The organism is Nocardioides pollutisoli (assembly GCF_040045055.1).
Lineage (GTDB): Bacteria > Actinomycetota > Actinomycetes > Propionibacteriales > Nocardioidaceae > Nocardioides > Nocardioides tweenelious.
In genome coordinates this window covers 3,005,150-3,029,061 of the sequence record NZ_JBDZDU010000001.1, presented here as the reverse complement: position 1 = coordinate 3,029,061, position 23,912 = coordinate 3,005,150, and the positions used below count along the sequence as shown (strand labels likewise).

At 71.5% G+C, this 23,912-nt stretch carries 21 protein-coding genes; 3 read left to right on the top strand and 18 right to left on the bottom strand.

Going from position 1 to position 23,912, the window contains the following annotated elements:
• Positions 1–75: 75 nt before the first annotated feature.
• The 15 genes from hpf to ABLE68_RS14765 all read right to left on the bottom strand — a co-directional run bounded on the left by hpf (position 76) and on the right by ABLE68_RS14765 (position 16,472).
• On the bottom strand, positions 76–690 hold the full coding sequence (gene hpf / locus ABLE68_RS14835) for a ribosome hibernation-promoting factor, HPF/YfiA family (protein WP_348872365.1): 615 nt from the start codon (positions 688–690) through the stop codon (positions 76–78).
• Positions 691–1,113: 423 nt separating this feature from the next.
• On the bottom strand, positions 1,114–1,845 hold the full coding sequence (locus tag ABLE68_RS14830; protein WP_348872364.1) for a ComF family protein: 732 nt from the start codon (positions 1,843–1,845) through the stop codon (positions 1,114–1,116).
• A 57-nt stretch (positions 1,846–1,902) separates the two neighbouring features.
• On the bottom strand, positions 1,903–3,642 hold the full coding sequence (locus tag ABLE68_RS14825; protein WP_348872362.1) for an LpqB family beta-propeller domain-containing protein: 1,740 nt from the start codon (positions 3,640–3,642) through the stop codon (positions 1,903–1,905).
• The gene (gene mtrB, locus ABLE68_RS14820) at positions 3,639–5,270 is read right to left on the bottom strand and encodes an MtrAB system histidine kinase MtrB (protein WP_348872361.1); all 1,632 of its coding nucleotides are present in this window, start codon (positions 5,268–5,270) and stop codon (positions 3,639–3,641) included. Before mtrB ends, ABLE68_RS14825 begins: the two co-directional genes overlap by 4 nt.
• An 8-nt stretch (positions 5,271–5,278) precedes the next feature.
• Positions 5,279–6,013 carry an MtrAB system response regulator MtrA gene (gene mtrA / locus ABLE68_RS14815; protein WP_425475635.1) on the bottom strand — a complete coding sequence of 245 codons (735 nt, stop codon included), beginning with the start codon at positions 6,011–6,013 and terminating at the stop codon, positions 5,279–5,281.
• 38 nt (positions 6,014–6,051) lie between these two features.
• Positions 6,052–7,482, bottom strand: coding sequence for an adenosylhomocysteinase (ahcY, locus tag ABLE68_RS14810; protein WP_348872360.1), 1,431 nt, complete (start codon positions 7,480–7,482; stop codon positions 6,052–6,054).
• 118 nt (positions 7,483–7,600) lie between these two features.
• Positions 7,601–8,566: a lysylphosphatidylglycerol synthase domain-containing protein gene (locus tag ABLE68_RS14805; protein WP_348872359.1), complete on the bottom strand. Its 966-nt coding sequence runs from the start codon at positions 8,564–8,566 to the stop codon at positions 7,601–7,603.
• A 49-nt stretch (positions 8,567–8,615) separates the two neighbouring features.
• The gene (locus ABLE68_RS14800; protein WP_348873282.1) at positions 8,616–9,857 is read right to left on the bottom strand and encodes an arginine deiminase; all 1,242 of its coding nucleotides are present in this window, start codon (positions 9,855–9,857) and stop codon (positions 8,616–8,618) included.
• 19 nt (positions 9,858–9,876) lie between these two features.
• Positions 9,877–11,331, bottom strand: coding sequence for a basic amino acid/polyamine antiporter (locus ABLE68_RS14795; RefSeq protein WP_348872356.1), 1,455 nt, complete (start codon positions 11,329–11,331; stop codon positions 9,877–9,879).
• Positions 11,332–11,383: 52 nt separating this feature from the next.
• A complete protein-coding gene (locus ABLE68_RS14790; RefSeq protein WP_348872355.1) occupies positions 11,384–12,364 on the bottom strand; it encodes a cation diffusion facilitator family transporter in 981 nt (326 codons plus the stop codon).
• A 10-nt stretch (positions 12,365–12,374) separates the two neighbouring features.
• Positions 12,375–13,475 (bottom strand): acyltransferase family protein, encoded by a 1,101-nt coding sequence (locus ABLE68_RS14785; RefSeq protein ID WP_348872353.1) that lies wholly within the window; start codon positions 13,473–13,475, stop codon positions 12,375–12,377.
• A 28-nt stretch (positions 13,476–13,503) separates the two neighbouring features.
• Positions 13,504–14,535, bottom strand: coding sequence for an SIS domain-containing protein (locus ABLE68_RS14780; RefSeq protein WP_348872351.1), 1,032 nt, complete (start codon positions 14,533–14,535; stop codon positions 13,504–13,506).
• 8 nt (positions 14,536–14,543) lie between these two features.
• Positions 14,544–14,729, bottom strand: a complete 186-nt coding sequence (locus ABLE68_RS14775; protein ID WP_425475634.1) for a Trm112 family protein — start codon at positions 14,727–14,729, stop codon at positions 14,544–14,546.
• Positions 14,726–16,102, bottom strand: a complete 1,377-nt coding sequence (locus tag ABLE68_RS14770) for a phosphomannomutase/phosphoglucomutase (protein WP_348872350.1) — start codon at positions 16,100–16,102, stop codon at positions 14,726–14,728. The genes ABLE68_RS14775 and ABLE68_RS14770 overlap by 4 nt, the downstream gene beginning before the upstream one ends.
• Before the next feature lie 10 nt (positions 16,103–16,112).
• Positions 16,113–16,472 (bottom strand): DUF3499 domain-containing protein, encoded by a 360-nt coding sequence (locus tag ABLE68_RS14765; RefSeq protein WP_348872349.1) that lies wholly within the window; start codon positions 16,470–16,472, stop codon positions 16,113–16,115.
• A gap of 49 nt (positions 16,473–16,521) precedes the next feature.
• Here ABLE68_RS14765 and ABLE68_RS14760 point away from each other — a divergent pair, with 49 nt between their 5' ends.
• Positions 16,522–16,989, top strand: a complete 468-nt coding sequence (locus ABLE68_RS14760) for a metallopeptidase family protein (protein ID WP_348872348.1) — start codon at positions 16,522–16,524, stop codon at positions 16,987–16,989.
• A 27-nt stretch (positions 16,990–17,016) separates the two neighbouring features.
• On the opposite strand, the gene ABLE68_RS14755 is transcribed toward ABLE68_RS14760, so the two are convergent.
• From ABLE68_RS14755 to ABLE68_RS14745, 3 genes are all read right to left on the bottom strand, one after another.
• Positions 17,017–18,444 (bottom strand): DUF5719 family protein, encoded by a 1,428-nt coding sequence (locus tag ABLE68_RS14755; protein ID WP_348872347.1) that lies wholly within the window; start codon positions 18,442–18,444, stop codon positions 17,017–17,019.
• Positions 18,441–21,305, bottom strand: coding sequence for a glycosyltransferase (locus ABLE68_RS14750; protein ID WP_348872346.1), 2,865 nt, complete (start codon positions 21,303–21,305; stop codon positions 18,441–18,443). Before ABLE68_RS14750 ends, ABLE68_RS14755 begins: the two co-directional genes overlap by 4 nt.
• A 111-nt stretch (positions 21,306–21,416) precedes the next feature.
• Positions 21,417–21,671, bottom strand: coding sequence for a WhiB family transcriptional regulator (locus ABLE68_RS14745; protein ID WP_056154191.1), 255 nt, complete (start codon positions 21,669–21,671; stop codon positions 21,417–21,419).
• A 202-nt stretch (positions 21,672–21,873) separates the two neighbouring features.
• On the opposite strand from ABLE68_RS14745, the gene cofD reads away from it, so the two are divergent.
• Both cofD and cofE read left to right on the top strand, forming a co-directional pair.
• On the top strand, positions 21,874–22,893 hold the full coding sequence (cofD, locus tag ABLE68_RS14740) for a 2-phospho-L-lactate transferase (RefSeq protein WP_348872345.1): 1,020 nt from the start codon (positions 21,874–21,876) through the stop codon (positions 22,891–22,893).
• Complete coding sequence (gene cofE, locus ABLE68_RS14735) at positions 22,890–23,852, top strand: coenzyme F420-0:L-glutamate ligase (protein WP_348872344.1); 963 nt, start codon at positions 22,890–22,892, stop codon at positions 23,850–23,852. Before cofD ends, cofE begins: the two co-directional genes overlap by 4 nt.
• The last annotated feature ends 60 nt before the right edge of the window (positions 23,853–23,912 follow it).

Genomic DNA, 23,912 nt, shown 5'->3' with positions numbered 1-23,912 from the left:
GTGAGGTGGTCAGAACGGCGGAACGGGATGGCCCGTCTGGGCCATCCCGTCCTGTGGTTCAGCTGGCGAGCGCGCTCAGACGGTCGCCTCGACGTCCAGCGAGATGACGCCGTAGTCGTAGCCACGTCGCCGGTAGACGACCGCCGGACGCTCGCTCTCCTTGTCGACGTACAGGTAGAAGTCGTGCCCCACGAGCTCCATCTCGTAGAGCGCCTGGTCGAGGGTCATCGGTGCCGCCGGGTGGGTCTTCTCCCGGACCACGAGCGGTCCGTCACCGGTCACCGAGATCGGTCCGACCTCGCGGTCGTGGGTGACGATGTCGGTCTCCGGCGCGTCGTCGACGCCGGCCAGGGCCTCACCGACCGAGACCGGGTTGTGGCGCCCGTGGTGGACGCGCCGACGGTCGGAGGCCCGGCGCATCTGGGATGCCATCTTGTCGAGGGCCAGGTCCAGCGCAGCCATCTTGTCGGCCGCACACGCCTCGGCCCGGATCACGGGCCCCTTCGAGAACGCGGTGAGCTGGAGGCGTACGGCGCGGTCTGCCTGGCGCGGGTTCTTCTCGCACTCGACCTCGCAGTTGACCCGGATGATCCGGTGATCGTGCTTCTCGAGCTTCGACAGCTTCTCCTCCACGTGACTGCGGAATCGATCCGTCAGCTCGCAGTGTCGACCTGTGACCACAACTTCCATGTGAACCTCCCGATTGCACATCTGGTGTTCGGCGGTACTAGCCCCGGACGCACCCTCTTTCGGGCATGCGGAAGCACCGAGCGCTCGTGACGAGCCCCGGGCGTCCAGGGAGAGGAGTCCGTCCGGCCGACCTGGTCTTCGACCCCACAATCGCCTGCTGAGGCTCTCGCAGCTTGGATGCCACTACTGACCTTCTCCCGACCGTCGTCGCATCTGACGACGGGGCCGAGGCAGGACTTACGACTAAGCCGCACCGTGATCCCACGCCGGCGAGGGCGTGGTTACGTGGACCGTTTCGCCTGCGACTGGCATCGGCTAGCCGACCTTCCACCCGGGCGAACCTGGGCGTCTGGACGACGCAACCACGGACCCGGACGGACTCCATACAGAGACGTTAGTCCGTCGACCAACCCAGCAACAGGTCTAGGGGTCCGCGGATCGGGACGCCCCGCCGATCCGACGGCGTGTCGCGGCGACGGTGGCGATCGCGACGACGTGGAGCCCGACGCCCTCGAGCGCCCGTTGTGCCTCGCGAGCCGTCGCACCGGTCGTGAGGACGTCGTCGCAGACGACCAGGCGCGCCCGGGGGCGGCGTACGGCGAGGCGACGGAGGAGCTCGGTCGGGCAGTGCATCGAGCCCGCCAGGTTGGCCGCGCGTGCCTCTGCCCCGAGGCCCGCCTGGTCGGCGACCCCGCGCCGGCTGCGCAGCAGCGGCAGCGCCACGGCGTCGGCGCCCACGGACCGCAGCTCGCGTGCCGCGCGCGCGGTCATGGCACCGGTCGGGTCGTGGCCCCGGCCGCGCGCCGCGCCGGGCCGGGACGGGACCGGGACCAGGACGACCGGTCCGGTCCGGTCGGCCACCCCCGCGGCGACCGCCCCGGCCAGCAGTCGTCCCAGCGGTGCCCGCAGGCCGAGCAGGCGGTGCTCCTTGTGGCCGATCACCATCGCCCGCGGTACCCCGGCGTACTCCGCCGCGGTCCAGGGCGCGACCAGCCCGGCGGGCACCGGTTGCGGCCAGGCGGGTCGCCCTCCGCTCGGGAGCCCCGCGGCGCAGGCGTCGCAGACCAACCGGCCCGGGCGCTCGCAGCCGACGCACCGACCGCCGAGCAGGAGGTCCAGCCAGCCGTCCACCAGCTGACCTCGCGATGTGGGCATGCGTCGATGCCACCAGTGCGGCCGGCCGGTCTCAAGGCCGCGCGAGCGGCCTGTGGATCACCCCGCGTAGGTGACGGCGTCGACGCCGTCCGACAGCGGCACCGACCGGTGGTCCGGCGAGGTGAGGTCGATCAGGCTGCCCGACGTGATCCCGAAGAGCCGCTCGTCGAGGACGGGAGACCCGGCGAGGTAGCGCAGCCGCCCCTGGACCGTGGCCGCGGGGGTGTCCGAGCCCGCCGGCGAGCCGTCGACCGACGCGCTGCGGACCTGGGACGTGGCCGTGGTGAACGGGTTCAGCAGGGCGATGCTCGAGCTGGTGCGCCACGCGATGGCGCGCACGGGGAGCTGGGTGTCCGAGTCGGTCGAGATCCGGCGGGCCGACGTCGCCCACAGGACCCGTCCCGAGCGGCTGTGCGCGATCCGGCTGATCATCAGCGAGTCACCGCTCGGGCGTCGTACGACGGCCACGAACCGGGTCCCGTCGCGCGAGACCAGGAACGCGCGGACCTGCTCGCCGGTGACGCCCGGCACGTCGACCGTCGCCGAGCGCCCGTCGCGGACCCACGACACCTCGGCTCCGTCGGCGGTCTGGTCGACCAGCCACATCCGGTCGGCGAAGTCCCAGCGCGGGGCCAGCAGGTCGGTGCCGTTGAAGACGGTGCGGGGGCGGCCGTCGTCCGAGCTGCTGACCGGGGCCTCGATCACCGAGCGGCCGTCGTCGGTCACCCCCGCGGCGGTCGTCGCGTCGACGTCGACCCCGACGCTGCGCAGGCCGAGGGCGTCGGTGCCCATCGGCCCGCTGACCGCGGTCAGGGCGCCGGTCGTGGCGGAGGCGAGCACACCGTCGCGGAGTCCGTACAGGAGGGGGCTGGCCCGGAAGCCGGCCGGGTCGTACTCCGCGCCGCCGTCGATCCGGTAGGAGCTCATCCCGCCGGGCAGGGGCAGGGGCTCACCGTCGATGGAGACCTTGATCCCCGTGACGGACGGGTCCTGCCGCAGCGTCCAGGCGAACTGCGCCATCATCAGCCCGACCGCGTCGGAGGTGAGGGTGCCGGCATCTCCCGTGAGCGAGATGTTGGCGATGCCGTCGTCGGAGACCGCGACCCCGACGGCGATCTTCAGGCCGGACGGGATGAAGCTCTGGATCACCCGGTCCATGCCGTCGCCCGGCCCGAGCAGGAGGCTGCGCGTCAGCGTCGAGGCCAGGGTCTGGCCGCGCGGCACGTAGACCGGCTCGGGAGCCAGGATGCTGGCGGTGGGGTCGAAGAAGTAGAGCGACACGGGCTGGTAGTTGTCCTCGAACCAGCCCTCCGGGACGATCAGGGCGTTCGGGGCGGCGTCGATGCGCCACTCCCCGTCGACCAGCACCATCGGGAACCTGATCGTCCGCTGGCCCACCGGGAGCTCGCCCTGCCACGCGCCGCGGCTGTCGAGCCGGTCCGGTTCGTCGAGCGTGACCGCGACGCCGTCCTGGGTCTCGCGCGGCGTCGGCGGGACGGCGTACGTCACCGTCTGCTGCTGCGGATCCCAGCTGGCGGCGGCTTCGTCGCTGAGGAACTCGCGCGCCGTCTTGGTCTGGATCGGCGTCGCCTGCATCGCGGCCAGGAAGCCGCGCACGATGTCGGTGGTGCTGGCGCCCTGCTGCGGCGGCCTCGGGTTGATGTAGACGCCGGAGCCGGCCGACACGCGGGTGTCGGAGTGGCTCTCGGTCACCGGTCCGCTGTCGGGCATCTGGACGCAGCCGGTGAGCAGCAGGGCGGCCACGGCGGCGACGCCGGCCAGGGCGGGCCGCCTCATCCGACGGGCTCCGTCACGTCGGCCGGCACCAGCGGGAGCGGGCTGTGCCGCAGCACCCCACCGGCACGGCGGGGCAGCGTCAGGCGGAACTGCGCACCCTCCCCGGGACGTCCCCACGCCTGCAGCCAGCCACCGTGGAGGTGGGTGTCCTCGAGCGAGATCGACAGGCCCAGACCCGTGCCGCCGCTGGTGCGCGCGCGAGCCGGGTCGGCACGCCAGAAGCGGTTGAAGACCATCGAGGCCTCGCCGGGCGCGAGACCGACGCCGTAGTCGCGGACGGCGATCGCCGCGGCGTTCTCGTCGCCGCCGACGTGCACGACGATCCCGGCCTCGAGCCGGTCGGTCGCCGCGTGGTCGATCGCGTTCGTCACCAGGTTGCGCACGATCCGCTCGACGCGGCGTACGTCGGCCTCGGCCAGGCACGGGTGGTCCGGGGCGCTCACCACCACGGTGACGTGGCGCTGCTCGGCGAGCGGCCGGGTCGCGTCGACGATGCGGTGGGCCACGTCGACCAGGTTGACGTCGTCCAGCTCGAGGACGGCCGCGCCCGCGTCGAACCGGCTGATCTCGAGCAGGTCGACGAGCAGCGTCTCGAACCGGTCCAGCTCCATCTGGAGCAGCTCGGCAGCGCGCGCGGTGGTCGGGTCGAAGTCCTTGCGGGCGTCGTGGAGGACGTCGGCCGCCATCCGGACCGTCGTCAGCGGGGTGCGCAGCTCGTGGGACACGTCGGACACGAAGCGTCGCTGCACCCGGCTGAGCTCCTCGAGCTGACGGATCTGACGCTGCAGGTTGCTGGCCATCTGGTTGAACGAGGTCGCGAGCCGGGCCAGGTCGTCCTCGCCGGACACCTTGAGCCGCTCCTGCAGCTGGCCGGCGGCGAGTCGCTCGGCCACCCGCCGGGCCATCCGGATCGGGGTGACCACCTGACGGGTCACCAGCCAGGTGATCCCGGCGACCAGCACCAGCAGGAGCGCACCTGCGGTGAGCAGTGCCCGGCTGACGAGGTCGAGCGTCTCGTCCTGCTCACTGAGCGGGAAGAGGTAGTAGAGCGTGTACGTCTGGGAGTCGGCGGGGAGCTGCACCTGCGAGCCGACCGCGATCCCCGGCTCCTCGGAGGGCACGCCGTCCGCGGAGGTGGTCCTGATCGTCGTGTAGGTCCACGCGGTCTCGGAGCTGTCGTCGAAGTGCTCCTCGAGCGACTCCGGGACGCTGGAGGTGTCGAGGCGCGGGGTGAAGGTCGCACCACCGTCGTCGATCCGGCCGCCACTGTCGGCCGGCCCGAAGAGGACCGCGGAGAAGCCACGGGTCTCCCCGCGCTGGATGATCGTCGCCGCGAGCGCCTGCTGCTGGCTGACGACGTCGCTGTCCGTGCCGGGTGCGGTGCTCAGCAGCTTGCGCGCCGCCTCGGTCTCGTCGTTCGACTGGGCGACGACGGCGTCGACCCGGTGGTCGAGCAGACCGTCGCGGGTCTGCTGCAGCAGGAACCAGCCGACCACGCTGATGACCGCGGCCGAGAGCAGCAACGTGCTGGCGACCACGCGCGCCTGGATCGAGCGACGCCAGAAGGTCAGCCCCCGGCGTACCGGCTCGGGGAGCCAGTGCGAGCCGGGGTTGCGGACGTGCAGCATCGGGTCGCTCAGGCCGTTCCGGCTTTGTACCCCACACCGCGGACCGTGACGACGATCTCGGGGTTCTCCGGGTCGTGCTCGACCTTGGAGCGCAGGCGCTGCACGTGCACGTTGACCAGGCGGGTGTCGGCGGCGTGCCGGTAGCCCCAGACCTGCTCGAGGAGGACCTCGCGGGTGAAGACCTGCCACGGCTTGCGGGCCAGGCAGACGAGCAGGTCGAACTCGAGCGGGGTCAGCCCGATCTGCTCCCCCGCGCGGGTCACCGAGTGACCGGCGACGTCGATGGAGAGGTCGCCGATGACGAGGTTCTCCTGCGTCGGCGAGTCGAAGCGGCGTACCCGAGCCCTGATCCGCGCGACGAGCTCCTTGGGCTTGAACGGCTTCACGACGTAGTCGTCGGCACCCGACTCGAGCCCCACCACGACGTCGACCGTGTCGCCCTTGGCGGTCAGCATCACGATCGGGACGCCGGACTCGGCCCGGATCTCCTTGCAGACGTCGATGCCGTCCTTGCCGGGCAGCATCAGGTCGAGCAGGACGACGTCGGGGCGGTAGGCGCGGAACTCGTCGAGGGCCAGGTCACCGCGGGTGACCATCCGGCTCTCGAAGCCCTCCTGGCGCAGCACGATGGTGAGCATCTCGGCCAGGGCGGCGTCGTCGTCGACGACGAGGATCCTCCCCTTGGCCGCCATCTCGCTCGGCTGACCGGACGAGGTTCCGGCGGGCTCACTCATGGTGTCCATAGTGCCAGCCCGCCGGAACCCGGCGGCGTCGTTGTCGCTCAGTAGCGGTACTGCTCGGTCTTGTACGGACCAGCCACGTCCACGCCGAGGTACGACGCCTGCGCGTCGCTCAGGGTCGTGAGCTTGACGCCGAGGGCGTCGAGGTGGAGGCGGGCGACCTCCTCGTCGAGGTGCTTGGGCAGCACGTAGACCCCGGTCGGGTAGTCCTCGGTCTTCGTGAAGATCTCGATCTGCGCCAGCACCTGGTTGGTGAAGGAGTTCGACATGACGAACGACGGGTGGCCGGTCGCGTTGCCGAGGTTCATCAGGCGACCCTCGGAGAGCACGATGATCGCCTTGCCGCCCGGGAAGGTCCACAGGTCGACCTGCGGCTTCACGGTCTTGCGCTCGGCGACACCGTCGGCCTCCAGGCCGGCCATGTCGATCTCGTTGTCGAAGTGACCGATGTTGCCGACGATCGCGTTGTGCTTCATCGACTTCATGTGGTCGATGGTGACGACGTCCTTGTTGCCGGTCGCCGTGATGATGATGTCGGCGAACGGGAGGGCTTCCTCGAGCGTGGTGACCTGGTAGCCGTCCATCGAGGCCTGCAGCGCGCAGATCGGGTCGATCTCCGTGACGATGACCCGGGCGCCCTGACCCTTGAGGGACTCGGCGCAGCCCTTGCCGACGTCGCCGTACCCGCAGACGACGGCGACCTTGCCGCCGATGAGGACGTCGGTCGCACGGTTGATGCCGTCGATGAGCGAGTGGCGGCAGCCGTACTTGTTGTCGAACTTCGACTTGGTCACCGAGTCGTTGACGTTGATGGCCGGGAAGAGCAGCGTGCCCTCGTTCATCATCTCGTAGAGACGGTGGACACCGGTCGTGGTCTCCTCGGTGACGCCCTTGATCGAGTTGGCGATCGGGGTCCAGTGGTTCGGGTTCTCGGCCAGCACGGCGTTGAGGACCTCGAACACGATCCGCTGCTCGGTGCTGCCGGCGGACGCCGGGTCGGGCGCCTGGCCGGTCTTCTCGGCCTGGACGCCGAGGTGGACGAGCATCGTGGCGTCGCCACCGTCGTCGAGGATCATGTTCGGCAGCTCGTCGCCGGGCCACGCGAGGATCTGCTGGGTGCACCACCAGTACTCCTCCAGCGTCTCGCCCTTCCAGGCGAAGACCGGGACGCCCTGCGGGTCCTCGGGAGTGCCATTAGGGCCGACCGCGATCGCGGCGGCCGCGTGGTCCTGGGTCGAGAAGATGTTGCAGGACGCCCAGCGGACGTCGGCGCCGAGAGCGACGAGGGTCTCGATGAGCACCGCGGTCTGGATCGTCATGTGCAGCGAGCCGGCGATCTTCGCGCCGGCCAGGGGCTTCTCGGCCCCGTAGCGCTCACGCATCGCCATCAGGCCGGGCATCTCGTGCTCGGCGAGCTTGATCTCGGTGCGACCGAAGTCGGCCAGGGTGAGGTCTGCGACCTTGAAGTCCATGTCTGCTCCTGCGGTGTCGAGAACGTCGGGAGGGCCTGGATTCCAACGTTAGAACTGGTTCTGTCGAACCGAAGAATCCTCGACGCACCTCGCACGACGTCGGCGGCTGCGGGATCCGTCAGGGCTGCCGCGCCGTGGTGCGCCACCACCCCACGACACCCGCCCCCATCGCGGCGGGGCCGAGCACGGTGAGGACCCGCCAGACGAGCAGAGCGGCGACGACACCGGCCTCGATGTCGAGGCCGCCGACCTCGACGAACGCGGCCAGGAGCGCGGCGTCGACGACCCCGATCCCGGCGATCGGGAAGATCGTCAGCGGGTAGGCGTAGAGGAAGGCGCCGTAGACGACGACGGCCGGCAGGTCACCAGGTCCGACCCCGACGAAGCGCAGGCAGAGCAGCAGCATGGTGCCGTCGGTGAGGAGCAGGGCCAGCATCGCCAGGATCGAGCGTGGGAACCCGCGTCGGAAGGTCGACGACATCTCGGCGCGGAACCGCAGGCACGCGTCGGACCACGCCTCCGGGTCGGTGCCCTTGCGGAACCGGCCGACGATCCGGGCCGCGGTCGCGCCGGCGCGGGCCGCGAAGGACTGGCCGCGCAGGACGAGGACCAGGACCACGAGGATCGCCGCCGCGATGAGCGTGCTGACGGCGGCGTACCAGACCGGGCCGATGTCGTGCCAGCCGATCGCGAGCAGCAGCAGGCCGATCAGCGGCGCGGAGAACCGCGCGACGTAGAACGTCACGGTGTTCATCACCGCTCCCCCGGCGCCGCGCGACACCGGGATCCCCCACGAGCTGAACATCGCCAGCCGGATCGCGAGGTCGCTCGGCGGTGGCGCGACCAGGGCCATGAGCACCGACGCGAGGTCGTTGAGGGTGGCCCGGAGGACGGACAGGCCCTCGATGTAGAAGGCGAGTGGCAGCCCGTTGAAGACCTGACGGGCGACGAGGACGACCACCAGGACCGTGAACTGCCACCAGGCGAGCTCGCCGAGCGCGCTCCCGACCGCGTGCCAGTCGACCCGACCGACCAGCTGGACAGCGGTCCAGAGCACCAGGGCCGCGACGACCAGCAGGACCACGCGCGACACCCACGCGCGACGCCCCGCTCGCGCCAGCGGGGGTGCGACGTCAGTAGTCAACGGGCTCCCGGATGATCGGGCAGGTCATGCAGTGACCGCCTCCGCGCCCGCGGCCGAGCTCGGCGCCGACGATGGTGATCACCTCGACGCCCGCCTTGCGCAGGAGCGTGTTGGTGAGCGTGTTGCGGTCGTAGGTGAAGACCACACCGGGCTCGAGGGCGACCGCGTTGTTGCCGCTGTCCCACTGCTGCCGCTCGGACTGGTAGACGTCTCCGCCGGTGTCGATCACCTGGATCGACGGCAGCCCCAGCTCGCGGGCGACCACGTCGACGAACCTCGCCGAGCCCTCGTCGCGCACCTCGACACCGGGCGCGGTGTCCGACGGCGTCAGCGTGAAGGTGTGCACCGCGTCCATGATCGTCGGGTAGAGCGTGACGATGTCGCGGTCGACGAACGTAAAGACCGTGTCCAGGTGCATGGCGGCCCGCAGCTTGGGCATCCCGGCCACGATCACCCGGGTGGCCGCCCCCTGCTCGAAGAGCGCCTTCGCGACCTGGGTGATCGCCTGGCGCGACGTCCGCTCGCTCATGCCCACGAGCACGACGCCGTTGCCGACCGGCATCACGTCGCCGCCCTCGAAGGTCGCCTGACCCCAGTCCTGGTCGGGGTCGCCCCACCACACGGTCGAGCCGACGAAGTCGGGGTGGTACTGGTAGATCCCCTTGTAGATCAGGGTCTCTTCCTTGCGGGCCGGCCAGTAGAGCGGGTTCATGGTGAGGCCGCCGTACAGCCAGCACGTCGTGTCGCGGGTGTAGAGCGTGTTGGGCAGCGGGGGCATGAGGTACTCCCGCGCACCGGTCGACTCGCGCGCCAGGTTGACGTAGTCGGTACGGAAGTCGTCCGGGAGGTCGTTGGTCGCGAGACCACCGATGAGGAACTCGGCGAGGTCCTTCTCGGGCAGCGTCTCGAGGTAGCTGCGCGTGTCGTCGACGAGCCCCAGACCCACCTGGTTGGGGACGATCTTGCGGTCCAACAGCCAGTCGCGGGCACCCGGCACGGCGAGCGTCTGGGCGAGCACGTCGTGGAGCTCGACGACCTCGACGCCGCGCTGCGTCAGCTTGTTGACGAAGTCGGCGTGGTCACGCTGGGCGTTCTCCACCCACATCACGTCGTCGAACAGCAGCTCGTCGTTGTTGCTGGGAGTGAGTCGCTTGTGCGCCAGCCCGGGGCGGCAGACCAGCACCTTGCGGAGCCGGCCGACCTCGGAGTGGACGCCGTACGTCGAGGACACGGTCATGCGGAACCTTTCATCAGAGGGTGATGCTGCCGGTCCAGAGCCCGACGGCACCGACGACGCCGCCGATCAGGATCAGCGCGAAGAGCCCGATCTCGGCCGGCGAGAAGATCCGGCGGCCGTGCTCGCTCCGGGCCTTCACGTAGAGCAGCGAGGCCGGCGCGAGGATGACCGTCATCAGCAGCACGAACTTCATGCCGGCCGCGTCGAACAGGAAGATCGTGTACGCCGTCGCGATCCCGGCGACGATCGTCTCCTTGCGTCGGACGCCCGCGCTGACGCCCTCGTAGGTCTCGCCGGTCAGGCCGAGCTTGAGGGCGTACGCCGCAGCCAGCACGTACGGCACCAGCGCGAGACAGGTCGAGAGGTCGAGCATGAAGTTGAGGGCGTCGGTGACGAACAGCGTCAGCGCGAGCATGCCCTGCACGGCCAGGGAGGTGACGACCAGCGCGGTGATCGGCGCGCCGGCCTCGTTCTCCCGGCCCAGGAACGCCGGGAAGTCCTCCTGGCGGGCCGGGATGTACATGACCTCGGCCGCCATCAGCGTCCAGGCGAGGTAAGCGCCGAGCACCGAGACGATGACGGCGACGCTGATGAAGACCTCGCCCCAGTCCCCCACCACCGACTGGAAGACGCCGACCATCGACGGCTGGCGGGTGGCCGCGAGCTCGGGCTGCGGGACGACGGAGTAGCTCGAGAGCGTCACGAGCGCGAAGATCGACAGCACGCTGAGGAAGCCCATGACCGTGGCCTTGCCGACGTCCTCCCGCTTCTTGGCGTAGCGGGAGTAGACGCTCGCACCCTCGATCCCGATGAAGACGAACGTGGTGATCAGCATCGTGTTGCGGATCTGCTCGTTGAGGTCGCCGAGCTCGCCGTAGCCGGTGGCGGTCCAGTTGTCGGAGAAGACGCCGGCGTCGAAGTTCACGAAGAGCACGACGATGAACAGCAGGATCGGGATGATCTTGAAGATCGTGACGATCTGGTTGATGACCGCGGCGTCGCGCACGCCGCGGGCGATCAGCGTGTGGAAGATCCAGACCCCTGCGCTGCCGATGGCCACCGCGAGGACGGTGTCTCCGTCACCGAGGCCGTCCCAGAAAGCGCCGATGGTCGCGGTCATGAAGACCCAGTAGAAGGTGTTGCCGGCCACCGTGCTCGCCCAGAAGCCGATCGCGGAGTTGAAGCCCGCGTAGTCGCCGAAGCCGGCCTTGGCGTAGATGAAGACACCGGAGTCGAGGTCGGGCCGGCGGATCGCGAGGTTCTGGAAGACGAAGGCGAGCATCAGCATGCCGGCGCCGGCGATCCCCCACGCGATCAGGGAGCCGAGGATGCCGGTGGCGACGCCGAACCGGGCCGGCAACGAGAACACGCCCGCGCCCACCATGCCGCCGACGACCATGGCCGTCAGCGCCAGCAGCGAGAGCTTGGCCGGGCTCGGTTGGGTCGTGGTCGACTCGGTCGTGGCCATGGCACATGTCTACGGCCGCGTACGACTGCCCGCCTACACCCGATTCAGGTGATCAGTGTCCCGCTGGGGCTGGTGGCTCCGGACGCTCCGCCGGCACGTGGTCCGCGCGGTAGATGTCGGGCTCGAGATAGATCTGCTGGGCGGTGGGCTCGGCCGACCGGATCGCCACCTCGGCGGCGTCGATCGCCGCCGCGATCGCCGCGGCGTCGGCGCCGGGCGCGACCCCGATCTTGGCGGCGACCAGCAGCTCCTCCGGGCCGAGGTGCAGCGTCTTGATGTGGATGATGCGCTCGACGCCGGCGGTGCCGGTCAGGGCGTCCTCGATCCGCTGCTGGGCCTCGAGGCCGGCCGACTCACCGAGCAGCAGGCTCTTGGTCTCGATGGCGAGGGTCACCGCGACCGACACGAGCAGCACCCCGATCAGCGCGGTGCCGGCGACGTCGAAGTACTGGTTGTGCGTGATCATCGTCAGCGAGACCGCCAGGAAGGCGAAGAACAGACCGATCAGCGCGGCGAAGTCCTCGAGCAGGATCACCGGCAGCTCGGGTGCCTTGGCGCGTCGGATGAAGGTCCAGTACGACGCCTCGCCCCGCAGCTTGTCGGTCTCCTTGATCGCGGTGCGGAACGACATGCTCTCGAGCGCGATCGCGATGAGCAGCACCACGATCGGCACCCACCGCACCCAGCCCTCCTCCAGGTGGGAGTGACCTGACCGGACCTCGTGGAACTTGTGGTAGGCCTCGTAGAGCGCGAACAGGCCGCCCACGGAGAACAGCACGATCGCGACGATGAAGCCGTAGATGTAGCGCTCCCGACCGAAGCCGAACGGGTGCTCGGGCGTCGCCTCGCGCTTGGCGCGGTTGCCGCCGAGCAGCAGCAGGAGCTGGTTGCCGGAGTCGGCGACCGAGTGGATGGCCTCCGCGAGCATCGAGCTGATGCCGGTCAGCGCGAACGCAGCGAACTTCGTGATCGCGATGCCGGTGTTCGCGAGCAGGGCCGCGACGACCGCCTTGGTCCCACCATCTGCTGCCATGGGTGGAAACCTATCGGGCGCCGGCCTCGACCTCCGCCTCGACCTTGGCCTCGACCTTGGCCTCGACCTCCGCCTGGACCTCCGGCTGGACCTGGTCCTTGGCCACGGTCAGGTCGACGGCGTGCCGCAGGTGCTTCTGGGCGTAGCCGATCGGGTCCACGAAGTTGTTGAGGCGGACGGCGACGGGCTCCCAGGCCAGGAACAGCGCGAGCAGCACGGCGGAGGCCGAGGTCACGCCGAACGAGATCACGGCGTGGGCATCGGCCCAGCTGCCGTAGCCGGCGTACTCGGCGGACTTCACGAAGAAGCCGTGGAAGAGGTAGACGACCAGCGTCCAGGCGCCCATCCGCGTGAACCAGCCGTGGAGCCGAGGCACGAGCGCCATGAACGCCCAGGCGCCGAGGGTGCCGATCGCCAGCACCAAGGCCCGGGTGAGCAGCGCCTGGATGTCGTCGCCGTAGCCCATCTCGTCGTAGCGCGAGCGGTAGTAGAGCCACTCGGTGCTGGCCCAGACGTCGGTCCAGGTGGTGAGGATCCACAGCGACACGAACACGACGACCGCCGCGACCTGGGCCGGCTTCTTGCGGAGCAGCTCGAGACGCTCGGGAGTGGCCTTGAGGCCCATCACGAAGAACGGCAGCAGGCCGAGCACCCGGGCGATGTCGAGCGTGTCGCCGGCGTACATGCCCGCGACCAGGCTGACGACCACGGCGACCGCGAGACCACCCCACATCGGGCGGAAGATCGGGGTCAGCAGCCGCCAGAAGAAGAGCGCCGAGAGGTACCACATCGGCCAGTGCGGGTCGCGGAACAGGTCGTCCATGCTCTCGCCGCCGACGTAGATCCGGAACAGCGCGAGCGCGCACTCGAAGACGACGTACGGGACCACCACCGTGCGGACCAGCTGCCACATCCGCTCGCGGGTGTAGCTGAAGCGCTGTGAGAGGTAGCCGGTGACGAACACGAACGCCGGGACGTGCCACGCGTAGAGGAAGTCGTAGCAGTGGTTGATGACGGCCGTGTCAGGCAGGAGCACCCAGGAGTGCCCGACCACGACGAGGGTGACCAGCGCCATCTTGGCGTTGTCGAACCACGGATCACGATGAGCCACGAACCCGTCCTACCCGGGTCGCGCGATTTCAGTCCTCGACGAAACCGATCCGGAGGTACTCCGCCGCATAGGTGCCGCTGAGCAGCAGCGATGCGTAGCGGGCGACCTCGGTCGTCGCGTCCGTGGTGACCGTCTCGACGCGTACGCCGCGCTCGGCGGCTGCCGCGAGGAGGCGGCCGCGCTGCTCGCGGACGACGTGCTCCTCGGCGCCGTCGTCGAGCATCAGCAGGATCGGGCGCAGCTCGCCCGGGCCGTCGGCGAACGGGTCGTCGAAGACGTCGCGCGGGCGGGCCGCCTCGATCACCGGCAGCAGGTGCTCGGCGTCGCCGGCAAGGGTCGCGCGGCCCGTCGCCCGCCGGATCGACTCGGCGACACGGCGCGCGGCGCGGGCGGCGAGCACCGAGCCACCCCAGACGACCGGGTTGGCGTCGGCGAGCGCGATGGCCAGCATCTTGGCGGGGTTGACCGCGAGGTCGCGCAGCGGCGAGCACGAGATCGCCACGGCGTCGAGCGCCTCGGCGACCTCGTCGGCGCTGGCGCTCGGCCCCAGCGAGACCTTGCTGAGGTACTCCAGCACCACCACCGCGGTCGCGAGCTGGTCGCGCGCGGTGGTCGGCAAGATGGTGCTCCAGCGGCCGGCCGCGTGGTCCGCGACGAGCGAGCCCGGCGGGCACGCGACGATCACCTGACAGCCGCGGCGTACGGCCTCCGCGACGGCGGACGCCGCGCCGGTGTCGGCACCGTCGGGCGCGAGCACGACCACGAGGTCGAGGCTGCCCGCCCACCCGGGGAGGGCGGGCGCCGGCCACGCGACGAACGGGACCGGGCACCAGGGTTCGAGCACGGCGCGCAGCAGTCGTGAGTCGGGACCGGCCGCGAGGACGGCCCGGGGACGGTTGAGGTCCTCGGACCGGATGACGGCCTCCGCGGTCGCCTCGGCCACGTCGCCGGCGGCGAGCCGGACGCGGGCACCTGACTCGGCCAGGTGGCGCAGGCGTGCGTCGCCCGCCTCGAGGGCGGCTTCGTCGTCGAGGCGGGACTCGTCGAACCAGGTCGGCATCGCGGCGCTCAGCCGGGCTTGCGGGCCTCGTCGACCAGGAGCACCGGGATGTCGTCCCTGATCGGGTACGCCAGCCCGCAGCCCTGGCAGACGAGCTCGGCGCCGACCAGCTTCAGCTCGGCACGGTCGGCCGGGCAGACGATGATCTCGAGCAGCGCCGGGTCGATGTTCACGGCGTTCTGGGGGCTGGTCATCGGTCTCTCCTGATCTGGGCGAGCACGCGGTCGCGTACCTCCACCATGGTGGCCTCGTCGCGGCCCTCGGCGTTGAGCCGCAGCAGCGGCTCGGTGTTGGACGGTCGGACGTTGAAGGTCCAGTCGGCGTGGCTGACGGTGAGCCCGTCGAGCCGGTCGGTCGTGACACCGTCCACGTCGGCGTACGTAGCCTCGATCTCGGCCGTGACGGCGACCTGGTCGGCGACCTCGGAGTTGATCTCGCCGCTGAGCACGTAGAGCTCGAACTCCGCGAGCAGCTCGGAGAGGGGCCGGTCGGTCTCGGCGAGCGCGGCCAGGGTGTGCAGCGCGGCGAGCATCCCGGAGTCGGCGCGCCAGAAGTCGCGGAAGTAGAAGTGGCCGCTGTGCTCGCCGCCGAAGATGGCGTCGGTCTCGGCCATCGTCGCCTTGATGTAGGAGTGGCCGACCCGGGTGCGGACGGGGGTGCCGCCCAGCCTGGTGACGATCTCCGGCACCGAGCGGCTGGTGATCAGGTTGTGGATCACGGTCGCGCCCGGCTCCTTGGCCAGCTCGCGCGACGCGATGAGTGCGGTCAGCGTGGACGGCGAGACCGCTCGGCCGCGCTCGTCGACGATGAAGCAGCGGTCGGCGTCCCCGTCGAAGGCGAGCCCGATGTCGGCGCCCTCGGCGACCACGCGCTCCTGCAGGTCGACCAGGTTGGCGGGCTCGATCGGGTTGGCCTCGTGGTGGGGGAAGCTGCCGTCGAGCTCGAAGTACATCGGCACCAGGTCGACCTGGTCGCCGAGCTTCGCGAAGACGGCCGGGGCGGTGTGACCGGCCATCCCGTTGCCGGCGTCGGCGACGACCTTGAGGCGCCGGCCGGCGACCGGGGCGAGCGTGAGGAGGTGCGTCGCGTAGTCGTCGAGCACGTCGCGCTCGGTGATCGACCCGGTCGGACCGCCGTCCGCGACGGGCTGAGGGTCGCAGACCAGGTCGCGGATCTCGGCCAGGCCGGTCTCCATGCCGACTGGCAGCGCGAGAGCGCGGCACATCTTGATCCCGTTGTACTGAGCGGGATTGTGGCTCGCGGTGAACATGGCGCCCGGCAGACCGAGGTGGCCCGAGGCGAAGTAGAGCTGGTCGGTGGACGCCAGGCCGATCATCACGACGTCGGCGCCTGCCTCGGCGGCTCCGGCGGCGAAGGCGGCAGCCATCCCGGGCGAGCTGGGTCGCATGTCCTGGCCGACCACGACGGTCGAGGCCCCGACGACCTGGACGAAGGCCCGGCCCGTGACGCGCGCCAGCGTCTCGTCGATCTGGTCGGGGACGGTGCCGCGGACGTCGTACGCCTTGAAGACGGCATGCACGTTCGCCGGGTCGAGGGTGTCGGCCATGCCGGCGAGCCTAGTCGGTGCTGAGGACCCGGAGGTGCCCGCGTCGGGTGGTCTCGCGGCCGGTCTCCTCGACCGGGGCCACGCGGATCGGCGCCACCGGTCGCCCGGCCTCACGGACGGCGTCGGCCAGCGCGAGGAGGTCGTCGCTGGACGGCCCCTCCGCTGCCGGGTCGCGGGCGAGCCGCAGGACGTCCCAGCCCCGGGGCGCCGAGAGACGCTCGCTGTGGATCTCGCAGAGGTCGTAGGCGTGCGGCTCGGCGTACGTCGCGAGGGGGCCGAGCACCGCTGTCTGGTCCGCGTAGACATAGGTCAGCGTGGTGACCGCGGCGCGACCACAGGCCGTGCGCGAACAACGGCGGGCAGGACTCACGGCGCAGACGCTACCCGCAGCACCGGCCGTCGCCGATTAGGCTCGCGGCGTGGACGACGTGGGAGGCCAGCTGGTCGGCGACACCGGCCCCGGCAGGCAGCGCCGGACCCGTGACCGCCGTGGTCGGGGCATGCGCGGCCCGGCGGTGGTCCCGGCGACACCCGGCTTCCCGGAGCTGCCCACCAAGCGCGAGCGCTTCGACGACCTGGCGCTGAGCATCGTCACCGAGATCGACGCCCGCTGGCAGGACCAGCTCGGGCTGGTCGAGTACGCCGTCGAGGACACGCCCCAGATCCCCGACGACTGGTCGTCGAGCACCGTCCCCCTCTCCTCGCTCGTGCGCGGCAGCGGCTCCACCCCGACCCGGCTGGTGCTCTTCCGCCGCCCGATCGAGCACCGCTGCGAGAGTCGCGCCGACCTCGAGGCCATGGTGCTCACCGTCGTGGTCGAGCAGGTCGCCGAGCTGCTCGGCATCGACGCCCAGCAGGTCGACCCGCGCTACGACGACCAGGACTGATCAACCGCATGTGACGCCGAGGCGGGGTCAGGACAGGCCGGGGCGTACGTCGGGCACGAGCCCGCTCGTCACCGGCACCGTGAGCGGCAGCACCGCCGTGCTCCCCTGCCGGGTCACGAGGACCGACCCGGTGACCGCTGCCTTGGCGGGAGTCACCGTGAGCTGGACGGCCGCTGCGGGCACGGGGATCGTGAACCCGCGCCCAGGGGTGACGTCGACGGTGGTGCGGTCGAGCTCGGAGCCGTCGGCGGCGCGGGAGACGACCGTGACCGTGCCGGTCCGAGTTGCGCCGGCGAGCACCACCGAGACCTTGGTCGCCTTGGGCCCCTTCGCGACGCCACCGGGCAGCACCGCGGTCGCTGCACCCGTGACGGGCACCCCCGAGACGGCGTGCGACAGGTCCTTGCCGACCTGGGAGCGCAGGGTGGCGGTGACCGGCTCGGACGCGGTGACCTGGAGTCCGAGCGCGCCGTCCTTGATCGCCTCGGCGATCACGGACGAGACCGTCACCCGCACCACGCTCTGGGGCGGGATGCGGACCTCGTCGAGCCCCTTCGGGCTGAAGACGGAGTCCTCGCTGACGATCTTGATCTCCGCGCGGACCTCGTCGGGACCGCCGTTCGCGATGACGACCGATCGCCGCCCCGCGCCGTCTGCGAGGCCCATCAGCAGGTTGGTCCTCGCCGGATCTGCCTGGCTCGGCAGCCAGTCCTGGGTCAGCGGCGACGAGCCCACCCGGTCGACGCGGTCGAGCACGTCCGCCCCGACCCGGCCGCGGGCGGTGACGACCTCGAGAGCGAGGTCGCCCCGGCGCGGGAGGATCTTGCCGAGGTCGAGCTGGATGCTGCTGGCGCCCGGCACCGAGATCCCGCGGAGCTGCGGAGCGTCGACGACGCCGGCCCCGCTCAGCACGGTCACGTCGGCGACCGCCGTACCGGCGTCGGGGTTGGTGAGCTCCAGCACCGAGGTGTGACCGGCACCTGCACCCACGCCGGTGAACCACTCGTGCGCCGCGGGCGGCAGGCAGCCGGCGACGGCGAGCTCGTCCCCGCCGAACCGCGAGGCGGCCAGGCCGGGCGCGGTCTCGTCCTCACCGGTGACGGCGAGGGCATCGGGGTCGTCGAGCGTCGTGACCGTGTCGGTCGCGACGTCGGCGGGCTTCGGGTCCTTGCCGAGGCCGACCGTCACCTGCCCCGCGACGTCACGGGCGGTGGTCGTGAGGCCGATCGTCGGAGCGTCCGGCAGCGCGGACGGGCACACGAGCGTCGAGCTCGTGAGCGTCGTCCGGGTCGGCGGGTGCTGCTCGTCGGGGACGTCGCCCGGCTTCACGGCGAGCAGCGCCAGCGCACAGACGATCGGCAGCACGACGGCGAGCACCGTCGTGAGGTCGATGCCGGTCCCGCGTGCGCGGTTGGCCGTACGGCGGCCCGGGGCCGGCGGCGTGGAGTGGGTCATCTCTCGCGCCTCCGGTTCGAGGTGGGGAGGCAGAGCACGATCAGCACGACGATCGCGACGCCCTGCACGACGAGCAGCACGACGCGCAGCCACGAGACGGAGCCGTCGAGCCACGCGGTGTGCAGCGGCCGGTCGACCTGCCACGCACGGGTGGTGCGGTCCTCGGCGCTGGCCTGCACGAGGCCGGTCGCCGCGTCGAGGACCGATGCCACGTCGCCGTCGGCCGGCGACGGGAGCACGACGTACTCGATGCCGCTCTCGCCCAGGCCGTCGATCACCTCGGGCGTCGGCCGCGAGACCAGGGCCTGCAGCTCGGCCGTGAGGTCGGCGTCCTCGGCGGTGAGGTTGATGATCTCGTCCTCGCCGAGCGTCACCCCGTCGCCGCGGCGGATCGTGTAGGTGAGGCCGTCGTCGACGCTGCCGCGGATGACGAGGATGCCGTGACCGGGGCCGGTCTCGGCGCTCTGCACCATGTAGACGGGGATGTCGGTGTCGATCCCGTCGTCGACCACGGGGTCGGAGGTGAGCCACCAGGCCAGGCCCGCGACGGGTACGGCGGCAGCGACGACCGCCAGGACCGCAGCCCCGGCCCGGCGCCAGGACCGCAGCCCGGAGCCCATCCCGACCGCGCCGATGGTGGCCGCGACGATGAAGGCACCCTGCAGCACCACGACGAGCACGCCGAGCCCGGCGTCGGTGGTCGTCGCCGCGAGCGAGAAGGAGCAGAGTCCGAGCAGTGCCGCGACCGCGCCGGTCACCGCAGCGACGACCCAGCAGACCAGGACCGGGATCCGGGTGGCGCGCGGGATCAGCGCGAGCAGCGCGAGGACCGCCAGGACGGCCCCGAACCACCACGGCGCACCGAGGCCGTGGAGCCGACCGGTGACCAGGTCGACCGTGTCGACGGTCGGGGTCGGCAGCCGACCCATGTCGAGCACGAGTCCCTCGGCGGAGCCCCGCTGGAGGGCGGGGATCCACCACGGTGACAGCAGCAGCGGGACCAGCCCGAGCGCTGCGGCCGGCGGCCCCCACACGGAGCGGTCGCGGACCGCACCGCGGACCACCAGTGCGGCGGCCGCGATGACGACCAGCCCGAGCGACGTCGCGAACACCCACAGCACCGGGGCGAACGCGCAGGCGAGCGCGAGGAGAAGACCGACCCGCCACGCCGCGCGCCAGCGGCGCTCGGCGTCGGGGTCGGCGAACCCCAGGGCCGCGTGGGCGAGCCACGGCAGCAGCGCGGACACGGCGACCAGGCCGAGCCAGCCGTCGCCCCACGCGCCGGCGGCCACGGGGACCAGGCACCACGTCGTGGCGCCCCAGAGCAGCACCAGTCGCGACGCACCGGTGAAGACCACCAACCGGCCGACGACCCGCAGGAATCGCCAGGCACCCCAGAGACCGAACGGCACGGCGAGCAGGAACACCACCGACACCGCGGCCGAGGGACTGCCTCCGAGAAGGGTCGCGAGCAGGGCCATCGGGAGGACGTACGGCGGGGCCGGGACCGCCGTGCCCTGAGCGAGCGGGTGCCAGGTCTCGACCTGCAGCCGCCACCAGTCCCCCGCGCTGGAGGGCACCGGTGAGAGGCCGCCTCCGGCGAGGGACCCGAACGCCACCCGGGCTCCGACCAGGGCCAGCACGACGACCAGCGTGAGCGCGAGGGCGATCGGGCTGGTCAGGAAGCGGGCCACGAAGCCGCTGTCCTCGAGGATCAGGTCCTCGTCGTCGACACGCGGTCGGGGCGCGTAGCTGGCAGGGGCGCGCTCCGCTGCCGCGGCGCGACGCCGCTCCGCCACGTCCTGCGCCTGGTTGGTGGCGGCCGCAGCCAGGTCGCCGACGAAGTCGAGGCCGTGGCGGTAGGGCACCCACCAGGGCGCGAGAAGTCCGCGGGCGTGCTCGTCGTCGCCACCGCCGGCATCGCGACGCGCCCGACGGGCCGCGCGGATCTCGCGCGGGTGCGCGTAGAGGTTGAGCAGGGCGGCCAGGTCGTCGAGCGCCTCGCCCACCGAGCGGACCACGAGGAAGCCGATCATCCGGAGCACGGTGCCGAACGCGAGCCGGACCACCAGCCACGGCAGCGCCCGGCCGCGCGCGTTGGCCAGCAGCGTGTAGAGCGCGGCCCGCCGCTCCTGGTAGTGCGTGTGCCGCCCGGTCAACGGCGTACGCCGCGCACCTCGGTGCGCCGCCTCCGCGTGGAACACGACCGCGTCGGGGACGATCAGGGTCCGGTGGCCGGCGGCAGCGGCCCGCCAGCCGAAGTCGATGTCGTTGCCGAAGATCGGCAGCTGGCGGTCGAAGCCGCCGAGCTCCTCGAGGACGGAGCGGCGCACGAGCATCCCGGCGGTGTTGACCGCGAGCACCTGGCGGACCTCGTCGTGCTGGCCCTGGTCGTACTCGCCGCGTTCCAGGCCGGTCTCGCGACGCCCGGTGCCGGAGATGGTGATGCCGAGCTCGAGCAGCCGTTTCAACGAGGGCCACTCGCGCAGCTTGGGACCGAGCACGTCGGCGGTGGGGTCCGCATCGGCTGCCGCCAGCAGCGCCTCGAGCGCCCCGGGGTCGGGGTTGGCGTCGTCGTGCAGGATCCAGATCCACTCCGTGGGCTGGCCGCTGGAGACGTCTCGCTCGCGGATCCGGTCCAGGCCGAGCTCGACCGCAGCGGGGAACGAGGTGGATCCGGGCGCGCCGACGACGTCGCCGAACGCGGCGTCGAGGAGGGAGGCGCTGTCGTCCTTGCTGCCGGTGTCGACAGCGACCACACCGGCGAGGGGAGCGCGCTGTGCGCGCACCCCGTCGATCACGGCGGGAAGCCAACGACCACCGTCGTGACTGACCAGCAATGCCATGACCGAGGGAACCACGATCCCGAACCCTAACGGCCGGGACCTGAAGTGCAGATTCGTGAGAAGCCAGCGTCGGCGGGGGCACCCCTCAGGCGCGGGGTGTCCTCGCCGACGCTGGTGGAACGTGCGTCAGACGGCGCGCTTCTTCAGCTTGCGGCGCTCTCGCTCGGAGAGACCACCCCAGATGCCGAAACGCTCGTCGTTCATGAGGGCGGACTCCAGACAGTCGTCACGCACCTCGCAGGTGAGGCAGACCTTCTTGGCCTCCCTCGTGGATCCTCCCTTTTCCGGGAAGAACGCCTCGGGGTCGGTCTGTGCGCAGAGCGCACGATCCTGCCAACCCGCTTCCTCGGCGTCCCCGTCGAGGAGAAAAAGCTCTCTCACGGCACTCGCCCTTTCGACCCGGTGTTGCTCCCACGCCCACGAGCCCCGGAGAAACGTCCCGAGCCCGTGAACGACACTATGGGAATTACATGCCTGTCGTACCCCGGAAGTCAACCCCGGATCTGCTATGGCACCCGCCCGACCCGTGGACCTGAGACCAGCCGACAACCGGTGGCTCCCACCCGTGCGGCAAGGTATCCGCATGCACAACATCACGGTGCTCTCGGGGGGAATGGGCGGCGCCCGCTTCCTCCAGGGTCTCCTGCGCGCGATCGAGACGGGCCGACTGCCCGGCGTGGCGGACCCCGCCGACGTCACCGTCACCGTCATCGCCAACACCGCCGACGACCTCTGGATCCACGGCCTCAAGGTCTGCCCCGACCTCGACACCGTCATGTACACCCTCGGCGACGGCATCGACCTCGACCGCGGTTGGGGACGCCGGGCCGAGACCTGGAGCGTCAAGACCGAGCTCGCAGAGTACGGCGTGGAGCCGACCTGGTTCGGGCTCGGCGACCGTGACATCGCGACCCACCTCGTCCGCACCCAGATGCTCGAGGCCGGCTACTCGCTCTCGCAGGTCACCGCTGCGCTCTGCCGCCGCTGGCTCACCCCCGTCCTCGGCGAGCGGGTCAACCTGGTGCCGATGACCGACGACCGCGTGGAGACCCATGTCGCCATCGCCGACCCGGACTCCCCCAGCGGCCGCCGGGTCGTGCACTTCCAGGAGTACTGGGTGCGCCTGCGCGCCTCGGTCCCGGCCGAGACGGTGCTCTTCGTCGGGCTCGAGGACTCCGCCCCGGCGCCCGGTGTGGTCGAGGCGATCACCGGCGCCGACCTGGTGCTCCTGCCGCCGTCCAACCCGGTCGTGTCGGTCGGCACGATCATCGGCGTGCCCGGCGTCCGCGAGGCACTCGCCGCGACGACGGCGCCCGTGGTGGGCCTGTCCCCCATCGTCGGCGGCACCCACGTCCGCGGCATGGCCGAGCAGATGCTGAGCTCGATCGGCGTGGAGGTCAGCGCCGCCGGTGTCGGGCTCCACTACGGCGCCCGCTCGCAGGGCGGCGTGCTCGACGGCTGGCTCGTCGACGAGGTCGACGCGGACCAGGTCGAGCGGCTGACCGAGGCCGGGATCCCCTGCCGCGCCGTACCTCTGATGATGACCGACCACGACGCCACGGCAGCGATGGCCGCCGCGGCCGTCGAGCTGGTCCGCGGATGACCCGGATCGAGGTCACCGCGCCCGACGGCGCGCCCGAGGTGCTGCCCGGTGACGACCTGGTCGCGCTGCTGCTCCCGCTGGTCGCACTCGTCGACGGCGACATCGTCGTGGTGACGAGCAAGGTGGTCAGCAAGGCGGAGGGCCGGATCCGGTCCGGCAGCCGTGAGGCAGCGCTGGCCGGCGAGACGGTGCGGGTGGTCGCGCGTCGCGGCGAGACCCAGATCGTGCGCAACCACCTCGGCCTGACCATGGCCGCTGCCGGGATCGACAACTCCAACGTCGAGGCCGGCTCGATCGTGCTGCTGCCCGTGGACCCGGACGAGTCGGCTCGCGGCATGCGCGACCGGCTCTTCGAGCTCGCCGGGGTCAACGTCGGCGTCATCGTCACGGACACCGCAGGGCGTGCGTGGCGCGAGGGACAGACCGATATCGCGATCGGTGCCGCCGGACTCGTCGTCGCCGAGGACTATGCGGGTCGCACCGACACCCACGGCAACGAGCTCGCGGTGACGCTCCCCGCCGTCGCCGACGAGATCGCCGGCCTCGCCGAGCTGGTGACCGGCAAGCTCGGCGGGCGTCCGTTCGCGGTCGTCCGCGGTCGGGCCGACCTGGTCCTGCCGATCGAGGAGCACGGACCGGGCGCGGCATCCCTGATCCGCGCGGAGGGCGCCGACCTGTTCGGGTACGGCGCCCGCGAAGCCGTCGTCCGAGCGCTCATCGGCGACCCCGCGGACCGTCGACCGTTCGGCGCCCCGGCGCCCGCCGCCGAGCTGTCGGCAGCGATCACCTCGACCGTCGGCCTGCGCCCCTCGCCCGCGGGGCCTCGCGGTGACGAGCTCCTGGTGACCCACCCACGGACGCTGGCGCGCGCCGTCGCGGCGGTCGCGTTCGCCCACGGCTGGGAGGTCGTCGCGACTGACACACCCGCGGATGTCCGACTGCGGCCCGCACACCTATGAACCCCCCGTAGACTCTGCCGCTGTCCGACCGACCACACCGCACGACCGAGGATCCCGACC